Consider the following 14,164-nt stretch of genomic DNA (forward strand, 5'->3'; position numbering starts at 1 on the left):
GGTTGCGGCGCGCGTGCGAAAGCACTCGACGCACTGTCAACAGTTTAGGCGCGCGAACCGTGTGCCCCTGAGCCTGGCCCGGAAGCGGCGGACTCCTTTCTCGCACACAGAGAACGGATGGATCGCCGGGGCGGATGAAACCGTTGCGGCCAAGAGGAGAGTGTGACCATGTCTGATGTCCTGATCGATCGCCCCGAACTAGCGGGGCTCGGAGTCTACGAATTCGGCTGGCACGACAAGGACGCTGCGGGGGCTGCCGCCAAGCGCGGCCTCAGCGAAGCGACGGTTCGTGACATCTCGGCTTTGAAGGCTGAGCCCGAATGGATGCTGCAGCGCCGTCTGAAGGCGCTCGAGCTCTTCGGTCGCAAACCCATGCCGACGTTCGGCGCTGACCTCAGCGACATCGACTTCGACAACATCAAGTACTTCGTGCGGTCCACCGAGAAGCAGGCGCAGTCCTGGGAAGACCTTCCCGAAGACATCCGGAACACGTACGAGCGGCTCGGGATCCCCGAGGCGGAGCGCCAGCGCCTCGTCTCCGGTGTCGCCGCCCAGTACGAGTCCGAGGTCGTGTATCACCAGATCCGCGAGGACCTCGAGCAGCAGGGTGTCATCTTCATGGACACCGACACCGCGCTCCGCGAGCACCCCGAGATCTTCGAGGAGTACTTCGGCACCGTCATCCCCTCGGGTGACAACAAGTTCGCAGCCCTGAACACCGCCGTATGGTCGGGCGGGTCGTTCGTGTACGTTCCCAAGGGCGTGCATGTCGAGATCCCGCTGCAGGCGTACTTCCGCATCAACACCGAGAACATGGGTCAGTTCGAGCGGACCCTGATCATCGCCGACGAAGACAGCTACATCCACTACATCGAAGGCTGCACCGCCCCGATCTACAAGAGCGATTCGCTGCACTCGGCCGTCGTCGAGATCATCGTGAAGAAGAACGCCCGCGTTCGCTACACGACGATCCAGAACTGGTCGAACAACGTCTACAACCTCGTCACCAAGCGTGCGGTCGCGCACGAGGGGGCGACGATGGAGTGGATCGACGGCAACATCGGCTCCAAGGTGACGATGAAGTACCCGGCTGTCTATCTGATGGGCGAGCACGCGAAGGGCGAGACGCTGTCGGTCGCCTTCGCCGGTCCGGGCCAGCACCAGGACGCCGGCGCCAAGATGATCCACATGGCGCCCTACACGCAGTCCTCGATCGTCTCGAAGTCGATCGCCCGTGGCGGCGGACGCGCGGGGTACCGCGGTGAGGTTCGGGTGGACGCGAATGCGCATCACTCCGCCAACACGGTCCGCTGCGACGCCCTCCTGATCGACACGATCTCGCGGAGCGACACCTACCCGGCCATCGACATCCGCGTGGACGACGTCCAACTCGGACACGAGGCGACCGTCTCGAAGGTCAGCGAAGAGCAGCTGTTCTACCTGCAGTCGCGCGGCATGGCCGAGGACGAGGCGATGGCGATGATCGTGCGCGGATTCATCGAGCCGATTGCCCGCGAACTGCCCATGGAGTATGCCCTCGAGCTGAACAAGCTGATCGAGATGGGCATGGAAGGAAGCGTCGGATGATTCTTCGACCGACGATGAAAGGACGAGTCGGCGAGTGACGACGACAACGACCACCCCCCGCCAGGTGCCCGGAAACGTGCCCCACACCGACGGAGGATGGGGGCAGACGACTGCGCGCACCATCCCCGTTCAGACGCGCTCCGCGCGTCCCCGTTCGTTCGCCCCCGCGGACTTCGCTCGGCCCACCGGCCGCGAGGTCAACTGGAAGCAGACGCCCGTCGGGCGCCTCGCCCCGCTCTTCGACGATGTCGCGGGCGACGCGGGTGCCGTTGGCATCTCGGTGACGGGCCCTCTCGCGGCGGCAGGCCTGACCGTGGGACAGGCGCCCCGTGGTGAGGTTTTCGAACCCGAGGACCTTCCGAGCGCCATCGCGTGGTCACGATCGGCCGAGGCGCTCTACCTCGCGGTTCCTGCGAACGAGGAGCTCGACGAGCCCGTCGTTGTGGAGTTCATCGGCGCGGCCGCATCCCTCCGCGCCCACGCCCATGTCGTGATCGAAGCGCGCGAGAACTCCAGCGCCACAGTCATCCTGCGCCACGAGGGATCCGCTGCGTTCGCTCAGAACGTCGAGATCATCGTTCGTCCGGGTGCCCGCCTGAACGTCGTCTCCGTGCACCGTTGGGACGACGATGCCGTGCACGCCGCGGCGCACCAGGCGCGCGTCGAGCGCGACGGGAGCCTGCGTCACTCGGTCGTCAGCTTCGGCGGCGGCGTCGTGCGGGTCAACCCGTCGGTCGATCTCGCGGGCGCCGGTTCCGAGGGCGAGGTCTACGGCCTGTCCTTTGCCGACGCCGGCCAGCATCTCGAGAGCCAGGTCTACGTCCACCACCGCGGTCCCCAGACGCGAGCGGACGTGCTCTACAAGGGCGCGCTCCAGGGAGTCGGCGCGCGTTCCGTCTGGATCGGCGATGTACTGATCGGACCGGATGCCACGGGCACCGATTCTTACGAGGCCAACCGCAACCTGGTGCTCACCGAGGGTGCGCGTGCCGACTCGATCCCCAACCTCGAGATCGAGACCGGCGACATCCAGGGCGCTGGGCACGCGAGCGCGACCGGACGGTTCGACGACGAGCAGCTCTTCTACCTCCAGGCGCGGGGCATCAGCGAAGACGAGGCACGGCGCCTGGTCGTCATCGGATTCCTCGCCGAGATCGTCCAGAAACTTCGTGTGCCGGACCTCGAGGCAGAGCTCACCGCTGCGATCGAGGCGGAGCTCGCCGAGGGCCTCGCGTGACCCTGCAGCGTGCCTGTGGCCTGAGCGAGCTCGAGCAGGACACGGCCAAGCGCGTGGAACTCGATGGTGTTGCCATCGCCGTCGTCCTCGACGGCAACGGTGACGTTCACGCGATCGGGGACGTGTGCACCCACGGCGATATCTCGCTCTCGGACGGCTTCGTGGAGGGCGAGACGCTCGAATGTTGGGCGCATGGCTCGGCATTCTCGCTCCGCACGGGTCGCCCCCTGAACCTCCCGGCTTACGAGCCGGTCCCCGTCTTCGTCGTCCAGATCGACGGCGACGACGTACTCATCGATCCCGCTTCCACCGTGGCCGTCTGACCGGCCGAGTTCGTTAGGAACCCACATACATGTCTGTCCTTGAAGTTCGCGACCTGCACGTCACCGTCGAAACGGATGCCGGCGTCACGCCCATCCTGAATGGCGTCACCCTCACGATCCGCACCGGCGAGACCCACGCGATCATGGGCCCCAACGGCTCCGGAAAGTCGACCCTGGCCTACACGATCGCCGGTCACCCGAAGTACACCGTCACGTCCGGCTCGATCACGCTCGACGGCGAGGACGTCCTCGCGATGAGCGTCGACGAGCGTGCCCGCGCGGGGCTGTTCCTGGCGATGCAGTACCCGGTCGAGATCCCGGGCGTCACGGTCACCAACTTCCTCCGGACGGCGAAGACCGCGATCGACGGCGAAGCGCCCGCGATCCGCACCTGGCTCAAGGACATCCGTTCCTCGATGAAGAATCTGCGCATGGACCCCAAGTTCGCCGAGCGCAACGTGAACGAGGGCTTCTCGGGTGGCGAGAAGAAGCGCCACGAGATTCTGCAGCTCGAACTCCTCAAGCCCCGCATCGCCGTGCTGGACGAGACCGACTCGGGCCTCGACGTCGACGCGCTCAAGATCGTCTCCGAGGGCGTCAACCGCGCCAAGGCCGAGACCGACCTGGGTGTGCTGCTCATCACGCACTACACCCGCATTCTGCGTTACATCGCGCCGGACTTCGTGCACGTGATGGTCGCAGGCCGGATCGTGGAGGAGGGCGGACCCGAGCTGGCCGACCGACTCGAGAACGAGGGCTACGACCGCTTCCTCGACGCCGCACCCGAGTCCGCCGCGCCCGCGGGCGCTTAGGATATATCCATGACCGCGACCCTCGCTCCTGAGAAGTACGACGAGGTTTCCGAGGCGCTCAAAGACGTCATGGATCCCGAACTGGGGATCAATGTCGTCGACCTCGGACTGATCTACGACCTCGGCTGGGACGACGAGAACGACGCCCTGGTGATCCACATGACGCTGACGAGCGCCGGGTGCCCGCTGACCGATGTGCTCGAAGAGCAGACGGCGCAGGCACTGGACGATGTCGTCGAGCGGTTCCGCATCAACTGGGTGTGGATGCCGCCGTGGGGTCCCGAGAAGATCACCGACGACGGCCGCGACATGATGCGGGCACTCGGCTTCTCGATCTGATCGTGACGATCGACGTTCCGTTCTCGCGGCGTCGATAAGCTCGCAGGGTGACTGTCGTCCCCCTGGAAGCGCTGACCCTCGAGATGCTGCGCGAGCGGTCGAGCGTCAAGTGGCGTCGGTACCCTGCGGATGTTCTGCCGATGTTCGTCGCCGAGACGGACTTTCCGCTTGCGCCCGCGATCACGGCCGCGCTTTCACGTGCTGTAGAGCTTGGTGACACCGGCTATACCTCGCCTGCTTCGGGTATTCGCGAGTCGTACGCGGCATTCGCCGCGCGACGATTCGGATGGGATGTCGCAGCCGGCGCTATCCGTTCGACCGGTGACGTGATCATGGGCGTGGTCGAGATTCTTCGACGATCGATCGCTCCCGGCGACCGCGTGGTCGTGACGCCGCCGGTATACCCGCCGTTCTATGAGGCGATTCCCGAGGCGGGTGGCGTCGTCGAGCGTGTTCCGTTGCTGCGACGAGACGGCGGATTCGAGCTGGACCTTGCCGGCATCGAAACGGCGCTGCGCGACGGTGCACGTGCGGTTCTGCTCTGCAACCCGCACAACCCGACCGGGACGGTTCACTCCCGAGCGACCCTCGCCCGTCTCGCCGAGATCGCCGAGGAGTTCGGTGCCGTGGTGGTGAGCGACGAGATTCACGCTCCGCTCGCGCAACCGGAGGTGACGTTCACGCCGTTTCTGGACGCATCCGACGCCGCCGCTCGCGTCGGGTACATCGTCACGAGCGCCAGCAAAGCGTTCAATCTCGCCGGGCTGAAGTGCGCGCTCATGATCGCGACCGATCCGGAGCGCTTCGAGGTCGTGCGGAGTCTGCCGGCCGAGGTCGAGTGGCGGACGGGTCTGTTCGGGGCTCTTGCGGGAGTCGCCGCGTTCTCGCCCGAAAGTGATGGGTGGCTGGACAGTATGCTCGCCGCGATCGATCGAAACCGACGGTTGCTGGGGGAGCTCTTGAACGAGCACGTGCACGGTGCCCGCTACGTCGCGCCCGATGCGGGGTACCTGGCGTGGGTCGATCTGTCGGATGTCGGATGGGGCGACAACCCCGGCGTCAAGATCCTGCGCGACGGGAAGGTTGCGTTGCACTACGGACCGGCCTTCGGGGTCGAGGGCAGGGGACACGTGCGCCTCAACATCGGCTGCTCACCCGAGGTGCTCACGGAAGCCGTTCAGAGGATCGGGGCTCTGATCGAGAAGTGAGCGGCACCGTCAACGCGTCGCCCCACGCCAGCGAGCCCACGTCCGTCTGGGATCCCCGTCTCATCTGGGTCACCCTCGGCGCTGTCGCGCTCATCTTCCTGGCGGCGACCCAGTCCCTGGCGATGACGACCGTCATGCCGATCATCAGCGACGAGCTGAACGGTGAGTCCCTCTACGCGCTGGCGTTCGCGGGAACCCTCGCGACGGGTGTCATCGGGATGGTGGTGACGGGAGCCTGGTCGGATCGATCCGGGCCGAAGGTCGCCCTGTATGCGTCCATCGCGCTGTTCCTGCTGGGGCTGATCGTGGCGGGGATCGCGCCGAACATGGAGACGCTCGTCGTGGGCCGGCTGCTGCAGGGCCTCGGTACCGGCGGCCAGACGGTGGCGCTCTACGTCGTCGTCGCGCGAATCTATCCGGCCGCCATCCACGGCCGGGTCTTTGCGGCGTTCGCGGCGGCGTGGGTCGTGCCGTCTCTGATCGGACCACTCGCCGCGGGCGCCGTGACGGAGTACCTGCACTGGCGGTGGGTCTTCTTCGGAGTGGCCGTGCTGACGGTTGCGGCGTTCACCGCGGTGGCTGTGCGGCTGAACGGCTTGGACATGCGGACGTCGCAGCCCGCCGGGAGCGGGTTCTGGGGGCGCCTGGGGCTCGCGGTGCTGGTTGCCGCGGCGGTTCTTCTGCTCGGGATGTCCGGGGGATTCGGCGTCGCCGCCCCCGTTGTCGCGGTCGCGGCTGTCGTGCTGATCGGGTTTGCGGCGCGACCGCTTCTTCCCGCCCGGACGCTTCGCGTGGGTCGCGGTCTGCCGAGCGTGATCCTGCTTCGTGGTTTGATCGCGGGCGCGCTGTTCGGGGCGGAGGTCTATGTCCCGTACTTGATGATCGACCGGTACGGGTTCTCGCCGACGTGGGCGGGTCTCGGGCTCACGACCGCTGCACTCGCGTGGGCGGTCAGCGCGGACATCCAGGGTCGTTACGGCGATCGGATCGGCAATCGGCGGATCGTGATCATCGGCTGCACCCTGCTGACGGTCGCAACGCTGACGGCCGCGGTCTGCGCCGTGACGGTCGCGCATCCCGCGATCCTGATCGCCGGGTGGACGTTCTCGGGCGCGGGCGTCGGCTTGATCTATTCACGGTTGACCGTACTGACGCTGGCCTATTCGACGCCGCGGAACCAGGGATTCAACTCTTCGGCGTTGTCGATCTCGGATTCCACGGGCGCCGCCGTGACGATCGCCGTGATGGGACTCGTATTCACGGGCCTGTCGGGCACGGGGTGGGAGTTTCCCGCGGTTTTCGTGCTGGCGGCCGGCATCGCCATATTCGCTCTGGTGCCCGGCCTGCGGATGGACCGAGTCCGTGTCGATCGTCGAGCGAGCTCAGCGAGTCGAAGCGACTGATGGTCGCGGACGCAGCGGTTCACTTCGACAGGCTCAGTGACCGGTAGAGGCTCCGACCGGTTGACGAAAGAAGGCCGAGTGCCGGGTCTTTTCGGCGGCCCGCCTCGCGAGCAAGGCGTCGTTCATGAGCCGTCGCACCTCTCGAGCGTCCATATTCACCGCCGCGCCCACCCGCTCGGCCAACGCCCGGAGGGGCTCCTCGGCCTCACGCCACGAGGTCGCGCCGCTTTCTTCGGCCTGACGTATCCCCGCCTCTGCGATATCCGCCAACACGTCCGCTTGCGCTGCCTCCGCCTGCGCGGCAGCCCGCGAGGCCTCGTCCAACCGGGCCAATATGTCTCGCATGCGGGTGTCCGCACTGTTCGTATTCATGGCGGAATGCTACGGAGAGGCACTGACACTCGGGACGCAACGTGGTGGGGGCCTGGCTGGTCACTTCGACGGGCTCAGTGGCCGGTCCGGCTCACGCTCCCTGAGCCGGTCGAAGGGAGCACCGGAGCTTGCGGGCCAGGGATCAGTCGCGCGCGCGACGATCGAGCGAGCGCACGAGAAGCCATGCCGCGGGGACCAGCAGGGCGGCGAAGGCGGCCTTGATCAGTCCGGGAACGATGAAGGGCAGCACGCCCGCGCCCATGATCGAGGCGAAAGACACATCCGACCCGACGACGTTGGCGAGGATCAGCGCCACGTAGGGCACGCCCACGAGGAACGGGATGATGCTCGCGGCGACGAATCCTACGAAGGCCAGAACCGGGCGGCGGTCCCAGGCGCGCTGCGCGAACCATCCCGCGACGAACGCCGCGGGGATGAAGCCCACGATGAACCCGAAGGACGGTGAGAGGACATACGCGGGTCCGGCGACAGGTCCGGCGAAGATCGGAAGGCCGGCCAAGCCGAGCAGCATGTAGGACGTGAGGCTCGCGGCACCGCGGCGGGCGCCGAGCGCCGCGCCGACGAGGATGACGCCGAGCGTCTGGCCCGTGATGGGCACGGGGCCGATGTAGAACGAGACCTTTGCGAGGAGTGCGACGACGGCGACACCGGCAAGCACGAGCGTCGCATCCATGGCGAAAGCCCGGGCGCGAGTGGAGGGTCGCGCGATGATGTCGGCGAGGACTCGGCGTGAGCCGGCGGCGGGGGCGAGGGCGGTCATGAAGACTCCTAGGCGTCGGGACAGCAGGCAGCGGAGCAGCGGACGCTCTATCGCGATGGGGTGCGCGCTCCCGACTTATACTAGGGGTTTGGCACCTCTGCCTCTTTTGTACCCACCCCACCGACGGAACGGACATCCGCTGTGCTCGCCGTGCACGATCTCGAGATCCGCGTGGGCGCCCGCATCCTCATGTCGGGCGTCTCTTTCCGCGTCTCTCCCGGCGACAAGATCGGGCTCGTGGGCCGCAACGGTGCCGGAAAGACGACCCTCACAAAAGTCCTGGCGGGGGATCTGCCCGCCGCGGACGGGCGGGTCGAACGCACCGGTGAGCTCGGCTACCTCCCGCAGGATCCCCGCACGGGCGACCCGACGATGCTCGCGCGCACACGCATCCTCGACGCACGCGGACTCGGTACCTTGGCCATCGACATGCACGAAGCCGCCCTCGCGATGGGCGACGACGATTCGGCCGTCGCGGCGAAGGCGATGAACCGCTACAGCGCCCTGACGGAGCGATTCGAAGCTCTCGGCGGGTATACGGCCGAGGCTGAGGCGGCGACGATCTCGCACAATCTGTCGCTCCCCGACAGGCTGCTCGACCAACCGCTCAGCACGCTCTCGGGTGGACAGCGTCGCCGCATCGAGTTGGCTCGCATCCTGTTCTCGGATGCCGACTCGATGATCCTCGACGAGCCGACCAACCACCTCGATGCCGACAGCGTCGTCTGGCTGCGCGAGTTCCTGAAGAACTACAAGGGCGGACTGATCGTGATCAGCCACGATGTCGAGCTCGTGGGCGAAACCGTCAACCGCGTGTTCTACCTGGACGCCAATCGCCAGGTCATCGACATCTACAACATGAACTGGAAGAACTACCTGCGTCAACGGGTGGCAGACGAGGAGCGCCGCAAGAAGGAGCGCGCCGGTGTCGAGAAGAAGGCGACGCAACTGCAGATGCAGGCCGCGCGCTTCGGTGCGAAGGCATCAAAGGCCGCCGCTGCGCACCAGATGGTCGCGCGCGCCGAGAAGATGTTGTCGGGCCTTGACGAGGTTCGCCAGGTCGAGCGGGTCGCCAAGCTGCGATTCCCCAAGCCCGCCCCGTGCGGCAAGACGCCTTTGATGGCCACTGGTTTGTCGAAGTCCTATGGATCGCTCGAGATCTTCACGGATGTCGATCTCGCCATAGACCGCGGGTCCAAGGTCGTCATCCTCGGCTTCAACGGCGCGGGAAAGACGACTCTGCTCCGCATCCTTGCGGGTGTCGACAAGCCCGATACCGGACAGCTCGAGCCCGGTCATGGTCTGAAGGTCGGCTATTACGCCCAGGAGCACGAGAACCTCGACGTGAACCGGTCGGTGCTGGAGAACATGATGTCCGCCGCACCCGACATCACGGCGACCGAAGCGCGGAAGGTGCTCGGATCGTTCCTTTTCACGGGTGACGATGTGCTGAAGCCCGCCGGGGTCTTGTCGGGTGGGGAGAAGACGCGTCTGTCGCTCGCGACCCTCGTCGTGTCGTCCGCGAACATGCTGTTGCTCGACGAGCCCACGAACAACCTCGACCCGGCGTCGCGTGAAGAGATCCTCGGCGCCCTCTCGCACTACGAGGGTGCGGTCGTGCTCGTGTCGCATGATGAGGGAGCGGTCGAGGCGCTGAACCCCGAGCGGGTGCTGATCCTGCCGGACGGCGTGGAAGACATCTGGAACCGCGAGTACGCGGACCTCGTCTCGCTCGCCTGAGCAATTACCTCGCGGCCAGTCAGCGGGTGGCCGCGTCGAGGATGGCATCCTCGGCGTCGGTGTCCGCGTCGCGTCGCCGCGCGGGAACACGAGGAGGCCGCGGCGCGCGAGGGGCGGAGGCATCCCGTTCCGGATCGTCCTCACCGGCCTCTGCGCGGTCTTCGCGCCGCTGAGCGATCTCTGTCTTGATGACGTATCCGATGAAGATGAAGCCCATGATGGCGAACAGGATCCACTGGATCGCGTACGACAGGTAAGGTCCGGGATCTTCCGTCGGCGAGGTGAGCGCCGTCGGACGCTCGGCGGGTTCGGGATCTTCGGAAACCATGAGGCCGTACGCGGCCGTGACGGTTTCGGTGCCGGTGAGCTCGGCAACAGCGGTCAGGTCGATGACCGGCACCTGGCCCTCGGGAGCGCCACGCCCGGAGGCGGGCGCCGCCTCGCTCGGGCGCAACCGAGCAGTGACGGTGACCTCGCCGGACGGCGGAGCGGGCACGGTGGCCGGGTCCGAGCTATCGGATGCGGGCGGAACCCAGCCCCTGTTCACGATGATGATGCGTCCGTCTTCGAGCTGGAACGGCGTCAGCACTTCGAAGGCGCTCGTACCGCCGTGAGGCCGGTTCCGAGCGAGCAGTTGCTCGTCGGGAAGGTACCGCCCCTCCAGCAAGACCGGCAACCACTCGGTCTCGGGGTCGAAGTCGGAGGTGCCCGAGAGAACGGATGACACGGGTACCGGCTCCGCGTCGTAGTTGGCCTCGATCAGCGCGAGGTCTGCCGAACGCTCCTGGTTGCGCGTGAACTGCCAGTTCGACAAGAAGGCGCACGCGATCGCGAACACGACCGCGAGCGAGACGTAGATCGCCCAGCGGCCCGCCGTCGGCAGATTCTGCATGCTGCGTTTCTGGGTCATCAGCCGCCCTCGGCAGCCACAGGGCGAGGTGAATCCTGCGGCGCGTCCGTTTGCGACGCGTCCGACTGCGGAGTGAACGGGGCAAGCTCGACGGGAAAGTCACGCGCGGCCAGGTAGTCGCGGAGGTACTCGGCGTGTTCGTCGCACGCGAGCCAGACCTTTCGCCGGTCGGCCGTATGGATCCGGGGGTTCCGCCAGATGACCTGCCACGATGCATCCGTTCGACAGCCCGCGCGAGAGCAGGGTGTTCCGCCGGGCTCCTGCCCGCCGCCGAGCATCGACATCAGCGCGTGTCCTCGGACCGCGGTGTCTCGGTGAGAAGGATCACACCCGGCGTCGTTTCGGACCGGGGCGCATCCGCTGAGGATGCGGGGGCAACCGGCGCGGGAAGCATCCGCTGGACGGGCTCCGCCCGCGCGCTCGAGTCGTACCCGACGTTCGCGACGATCACGGCGATGTACGGGAGGAAGATCGCGCCCGCCGCGAACACCCAGGTGTACCAGCCATAGGGCGTGACAACAGCCATCAAAACGAAGCACGAGACGCGGATCACCATGGTCCACATGTACCGCCGCATGCGTGCCGCGGCCTCGTCGCGCGGAGCGCGCGGCAGAGAGGTCGATGACAGTGATTCGGCGGGTGTTTTCACGGTACTGACCAGCGTACGCCGCTGGGACGACACCGGGCTCGTGAACGAGTCCCGATCAGGAGTAGGACGAGGGCGAGTTCTCGACCATGGTGATGAAGAACGGGAGGAATGCCAGGAGGGCGATCAGCGCGAGCACCCACAGCCCGACGCCGACCCACCCGATGATGGTGCCCGCGAGCCCGAGGCCGCGCCCCTGCTCGCCTGTGCGCTTGATCTGACCGAGGGACATGTGACCCGTGATGACGGCAACGATCGACGGCACGAAGGGGATCAGCACAAACCCGACGATGGCGCTGATGAGGGACACGATCGCGAGGGTGTTCGTCTTCGCGGCGGGAGCGTACGCGCCGTAGCCCGGCGCCGCGGGGTATCCGTTGGTCGGGGGAGCGGCGGGGTATCCCTGTGACACGGGCGGTGCGGGGGGATAGTTGCCGGGATCGCCTGAGGGCGGGGTGGAAGTCATGGAAAGCCTCTCGTCGGTACACCTCAGACTCGCAGCGCCCGCGCCCGGATGTCAACGCGGCGGTGTATCTGTAGGGACGGTGTGGGCAGGGACGGTGTCCGGGCGGGGACGGTGTCTCAGGAGAGGCGGTGCCTGGGTAGGGTGGAGCGGTCTCATCCCGACCCACAGGAGTGCCATGACCACCGAACGCGTCGTCCTCGTCACCGGCGGAAACCGCGGCATCGGTCGCGCGATCGCCGAGCGCTTCGTTGCCGAAGGGCACCGCGTGGCCGTGACGGCCCGGTCGGGCGAGGGGCCGGAGGGGACGCTGACGGTCCGCGCCGACGTTATCGATTCCGCCTCGCTGGATGCCGCGTTCACCGAGGTCGAGGCGCAGCTCGGGCCTGTAGAGGTTGTCGTGGCGAATGCGGGCATCACAAAAGACACGCTGCTCATGCGGATGTCGGAGGACGACTTCGACTCTGTGGTTTCCACGAATCTCGGCGGCGCGTTCCGTGTCGTCAAGCGGGCATCGAAGGGCATGCTGCGCGCGCGATGGGGTCGGGTCATCCTGATCTCGAGCGTCGTCGGACTCTATGGATCTGCCGGGCAGGTCAACTACGCCTCGTCGAAGAGCGGTCTCGTCGGTTTCGCGCGCTCGCTCACGCGCGAACTCGGTGGTCGCGGCATCACGGCGAACGTCGTCGCCCCGGGCTTCATCGAGACCGACATGACCGCGGCCCTGCCCGACGAGACGAAGGCCGAGTACAAGCGCAGCATTCCGGCCGGTCGGTTTGCGACCCCCGACGAGGTCGCCGGTGTCGTCACGTGGCTCGCATCGGACGACGCCGCCTACATCTCCGGAGCGGTCATTCCCGTCGACGGCGGTCTGGGAATGGGCCACTGACCTCAGTTGGGGCATAACCCTCAGCGCCCGATGGCGCCGAGGATGGCATTCCCTACCGCGGTCGGCTGCGTGAACTGGGGCCAGTGCCCGCCGCCCAGGTGCACGACGCGCACATCGTCGAGCTCGGTGAACTCACTTCCCCATGCCGGCCACTGCTCGAGCATCGCGCGCAGCGCCACCTCGTCGTACGGCCCACTCAGCACGGTCACGGGGCGTGTCCGGCGGCGAAGATCGTGGAGGTGAATCGGATCCATCGGCACGCCCGCCGGCACCGGCAGGGCACGAGCCGCCCAGGCCTGGCGCGTGGGCTCGTCGATATCCGCGACATCCGGTTCGTCGAAGCTGTCCCACCCGGGGAACGGGATGACGCCGTCCACCACCTCGAACTCCGAGATGATCGAGCCGTCGGGGGGCGGCACGGTGTCCACGAGGACGAGATGCGCGACGCGATCCGGGCGGGCGTCGAGTGCTCCGTAGGCCACGTTGCCACCCCCGCTGTGACCGACCACCACGACGTCACCGGGCAATGCGTCGATCTGAGAGACGACCGCCGCGACCCAGTCGGCGATGCCGATGTCTGCAGATTCGGCAGCAGGGGCACCGGTTCCCGGGAGCGTCAGCGGATAGGTGCGATGACCGGCGTCGGTCAGGGTCGGAACGACGTCGTTCCATGAGGAGGCATCGAGCCAGAGACCCGGTACGAGGATGATGTCCATGCCGAGAAGCTACGCCGCACCACGGACATCGCGCGAGGGGTGGGTCGCTAGCGGGGGAGCAGCGGGATGACCTCGCGAAGGTCCACGCGACCGACCACGAGCGGTGCGGCGGCACGAACGGCCGGCTTGGCGTTGAACGCGAGTCCCAGCCCGGCGACGGCGAGCATCGTCAGGTCGTTCGCGCCATCACCGATCGCGATCGTGCGTCCGCGTGGCACGCCGTGCTGCGTCGCCCATGCGCGCAGTCTGTCGGCCTTCGCTGCGCTGTCGACGATGGCACCGTCCACGGTGCCCGCGAGTATCCCGTCCGTCTGCACCAGACGGTTCGCCTGCCACATGTCCACGCCGAGCGCCGGCGCGACCGTGTCGAGGATCTCGTGGAACCCTCCGGATACGACCCCGACCAGGCCGCCGCGCTCGTGGACGGCGGCGATCAGCTCACGAACGCCAGGAGTCGGTTCGATGCGGGCGATCACGCGACCGAAGGCCGAGACCGGAACCCCGGCCAGGGCGGCAACACGCGTGCGCAGACTCTCGGCGAAGTCGACCTCGCCGCGCATCGCGGCCTCCGTCGCAGCGGCGACCTCGGGTCCGCGTCCCGCCTCGTCGGCGAGCAACTCGATGACCTCGTTGCGGATCAGCGTGGAATCGGCGTCCAGGACGACGAGCAGGCGGGTGGCGTCTGAACTCACCCCACGAGGCTAGCGCGGCGCACCGGTACCGCCGTGCCGCGCCGGG

17 protein-coding genes are annotated in these 14,164 nt (G+C 67.1%); 9 read left to right on the top strand and 8 right to left on the bottom strand.

The features are described 5' to 3' along the window. The first annotated feature begins 168 nt into the window (after positions 1-168). The 7 genes from sufB to CGU34_RS02010 are packed head-to-tail and all read left to right on the top strand — an operon-like array spanning position 169 to position 6,909. Entirely contained in the window at positions 169-1,587 is a 1,419-nt protein-coding gene (sufB, locus tag CGU34_RS01980; RefSeq protein ID WP_036295923.1) for a Fe-S cluster assembly protein SufB, read from the top strand. 34 nt (positions 1,588-1,621) lie between these two features. Then, positions 1,622-2,824, top strand: coding sequence for a Fe-S cluster assembly protein SufD (gene sufD, locus CGU34_RS01985; RefSeq protein ID WP_036295926.1), 1,203 nt, complete (start codon positions 1,622-1,624; stop codon positions 2,822-2,824). Beyond that, positions 2,821-3,147: a non-heme iron oxygenase ferredoxin subunit gene (locus tag CGU34_RS01990; RefSeq protein ID WP_036295928.1), complete on the top strand. Its 327-nt coding sequence runs from the start codon at positions 2,821-2,823 to the stop codon at positions 3,145-3,147. The genes sufD and CGU34_RS01990 overlap by 4 nt, the downstream gene beginning before the upstream one ends. Before the next feature lie 29 nt (positions 3,148-3,176). Further along, positions 3,177-3,959, top strand: a complete 783-nt coding sequence (sufC, locus tag CGU34_RS01995) for a Fe-S cluster assembly ATPase SufC (RefSeq protein ID WP_036295931.1) — start codon at positions 3,177-3,179, stop codon at positions 3,957-3,959. 9 nt (positions 3,960-3,968) lie between these two features. Then, positions 3,969-4,298 carry a metal-sulfur cluster assembly factor gene (locus tag CGU34_RS02000; RefSeq protein WP_036295934.1) on the top strand — a complete coding sequence of 110 codons (330 nt, stop codon included), beginning with the start codon at positions 3,969-3,971 and terminating at the stop codon, positions 4,296-4,298. A gap of 47 nt (positions 4,299-4,345) precedes the next feature. Next, complete coding sequence (locus CGU34_RS02005; RefSeq protein WP_100813095.1) at positions 4,346-5,506, top strand: MalY/PatB family protein; 1,161 nt, start codon at positions 4,346-4,348, stop codon at positions 5,504-5,506. Beyond that, complete coding sequence (locus CGU34_RS02010) at positions 5,503-6,909, top strand: MFS transporter (protein ID WP_100813096.1); 1,407 nt, start codon at positions 5,503-5,505, stop codon at positions 6,907-6,909. Before CGU34_RS02005 ends, CGU34_RS02010 begins: the two co-directional genes overlap by 4 nt. A gap of 33 nt (positions 6,910-6,942) precedes the next feature. On the opposite strand, the gene CGU34_RS02015 is transcribed toward CGU34_RS02010, so the two are convergent. Both CGU34_RS02015 and CGU34_RS02020 read right to left on the bottom strand, forming a co-directional pair. Next, positions 6,943-7,281: a hypothetical protein gene (locus CGU34_RS02015; RefSeq protein WP_157811192.1), complete on the bottom strand. Its 339-nt coding sequence runs from the start codon at positions 7,279-7,281 to the stop codon at positions 6,943-6,945. Between the two features lie 142 nt (positions 7,282-7,423). Then, positions 7,424-8,062, bottom strand: a complete 639-nt coding sequence (locus tag CGU34_RS02020; protein WP_100813098.1) for a biotin transporter BioY — start codon at positions 8,060-8,062, stop codon at positions 7,424-7,426. Positions 8,063-8,203: 141 nt separating this feature from the next. On the opposite strand from CGU34_RS02020, the gene CGU34_RS02025 reads away from it, so the two are divergent. Then, complete coding sequence (locus CGU34_RS02025; RefSeq protein WP_036295946.1) at positions 8,204-9,802, top strand: ABC-F family ATP-binding cassette domain-containing protein; 1,599 nt, start codon at positions 8,204-8,206, stop codon at positions 9,800-9,802. Between the two features lie 19 nt (positions 9,803-9,821). Here CGU34_RS02025 and CGU34_RS02030 read toward each other — a convergent pair whose 3' ends face one another. Genes CGU34_RS02030 through CGU34_RS02045 form a run of 4 tightly spaced genes read right to left on the bottom strand, consistent with a single transcriptional unit; the run spans position 9,822 to position 11,824 of the window. Then, entirely contained in the window at positions 9,822-10,712 is an 891-nt protein-coding gene (locus tag CGU34_RS02030; RefSeq protein ID WP_100813099.1) for an SURF1 family cytochrome oxidase biogenesis protein, read from the bottom strand. Continuing rightward, positions 10,712-10,990 (bottom strand): hypothetical protein, encoded by a 279-nt coding sequence (locus CGU34_RS02035; RefSeq protein ID WP_232711503.1) that lies wholly within the window; start codon positions 10,988-10,990, stop codon positions 10,712-10,714. Before CGU34_RS02035 ends, CGU34_RS02030 begins: the two co-directional genes overlap by 1 nt. Positions 10,991-10,995: 5 nt before the next feature. Further along, positions 10,996-11,361, bottom strand: coding sequence for a DUF3099 domain-containing protein (locus CGU34_RS02040; protein WP_100813100.1), 366 nt, complete (start codon positions 11,359-11,361; stop codon positions 10,996-10,998). 55 nt (positions 11,362-11,416) lie between these two features. Next, the gene (locus tag CGU34_RS02045; RefSeq protein WP_051513036.1) at positions 11,417-11,824 is read right to left on the bottom strand and encodes a DUF4190 domain-containing protein; all 408 of its coding nucleotides are present in this window, start codon (positions 11,822-11,824) and stop codon (positions 11,417-11,419) included. A 175-nt stretch (positions 11,825-11,999) separates the two neighbouring features. On the opposite strand from CGU34_RS02045, the gene fabG reads away from it, so the two are divergent. Next, positions 12,000-12,710 (top strand): beta-ketoacyl-ACP reductase, encoded by a 711-nt coding sequence (gene fabG, locus CGU34_RS02050; protein ID WP_100813101.1) that lies wholly within the window; start codon positions 12,000-12,002, stop codon positions 12,708-12,710. A gap of 20 nt (positions 12,711-12,730) precedes the next feature. Here fabG and CGU34_RS02055 read toward each other — a convergent pair whose 3' ends face one another. Both CGU34_RS02055 and serB read right to left on the bottom strand, forming a co-directional pair. Beyond that, entirely contained in the window at positions 12,731-13,426 is a 696-nt protein-coding gene (locus CGU34_RS02055; protein WP_100813102.1) for an alpha/beta fold hydrolase, read from the bottom strand. A 47-nt stretch (positions 13,427-13,473) separates the two neighbouring features. Further along, complete coding sequence (gene serB, locus CGU34_RS02060; protein ID WP_100813103.1) at positions 13,474-14,118, bottom strand: phosphoserine phosphatase SerB; 645 nt, start codon at positions 14,116-14,118, stop codon at positions 13,474-13,476. Positions 14,119-14,164 lie beyond the last annotated feature (46 nt).

The sequence above is a fragment of the Microbacterium lacus genome, assembly GCF_002812805.1.
GTDB lineage: Bacteria > Actinomycetota > Actinomycetes > Actinomycetales > Microbacteriaceae > Microbacterium > Microbacterium lacus_A.

Excerpts from the sequence above, each read along its gene's own strand:
- CGU34_RS02035 (WP_232711503.1), bottom strand. The coding sequence starts at position 10,990 with ATGCTCGGCGGCGGGCAGGAGCCCGGCGGAACACCCTGCTCTCGCGCG.
- CGU34_RS02030 (WP_100813099.1), bottom strand. The coding sequence starts at position 10,712 with ATGACCCAGAAACGCAGCATGCAGAATCTGCCGACGGCGGGCCGCTGG.
- sufC (WP_036295931.1), top strand. The coding sequence starts at position 3,177 with ATGTCTGTCCTTGAAGTTCGCGACCTGCACGTCACCGTCGAAACGGAT.
- CGU34_RS02015 (WP_157811192.1), bottom strand. The coding sequence starts at position 7,281 with ATGAATACGAACAGTGCGGACACCCGCATGCGAGACATATTGGCCCGG.
- CGU34_RS02045 (WP_051513036.1), bottom strand. The coding sequence starts at position 11,824 with ATGACTTCCACCCCGCCCTCAGGCGATCCCGGCAACTATCCCCCCGCA.
- sufB (WP_036295923.1), top strand. The coding sequence starts at position 169 with ATGTCTGATGTCCTGATCGATCGCCCCGAACTAGCGGGGCTCGGAGTC.
- CGU34_RS02055 (WP_100813102.1), bottom strand. The coding sequence starts at position 13,426 with ATGGACATCATCCTCGTACCGGGTCTCTGGCTCGATGCCTCCTCATGG.
- fabG (WP_100813101.1), top strand. The coding sequence starts at position 12,000 with ATGACCACCGAACGCGTCGTCCTCGTCACCGGCGGAAACCGCGGCATC.
- CGU34_RS02000 (WP_036295934.1), top strand. The coding sequence starts at position 3,969 with ATGACCGCGACCCTCGCTCCTGAGAAGTACGACGAGGTTTCCGAGGCG.
- CGU34_RS02020 (WP_100813098.1), bottom strand. The coding sequence starts at position 8,062 with ATGACCGCCCTCGCCCCCGCCGCCGGCTCACGCCGAGTCCTCGCCGAC.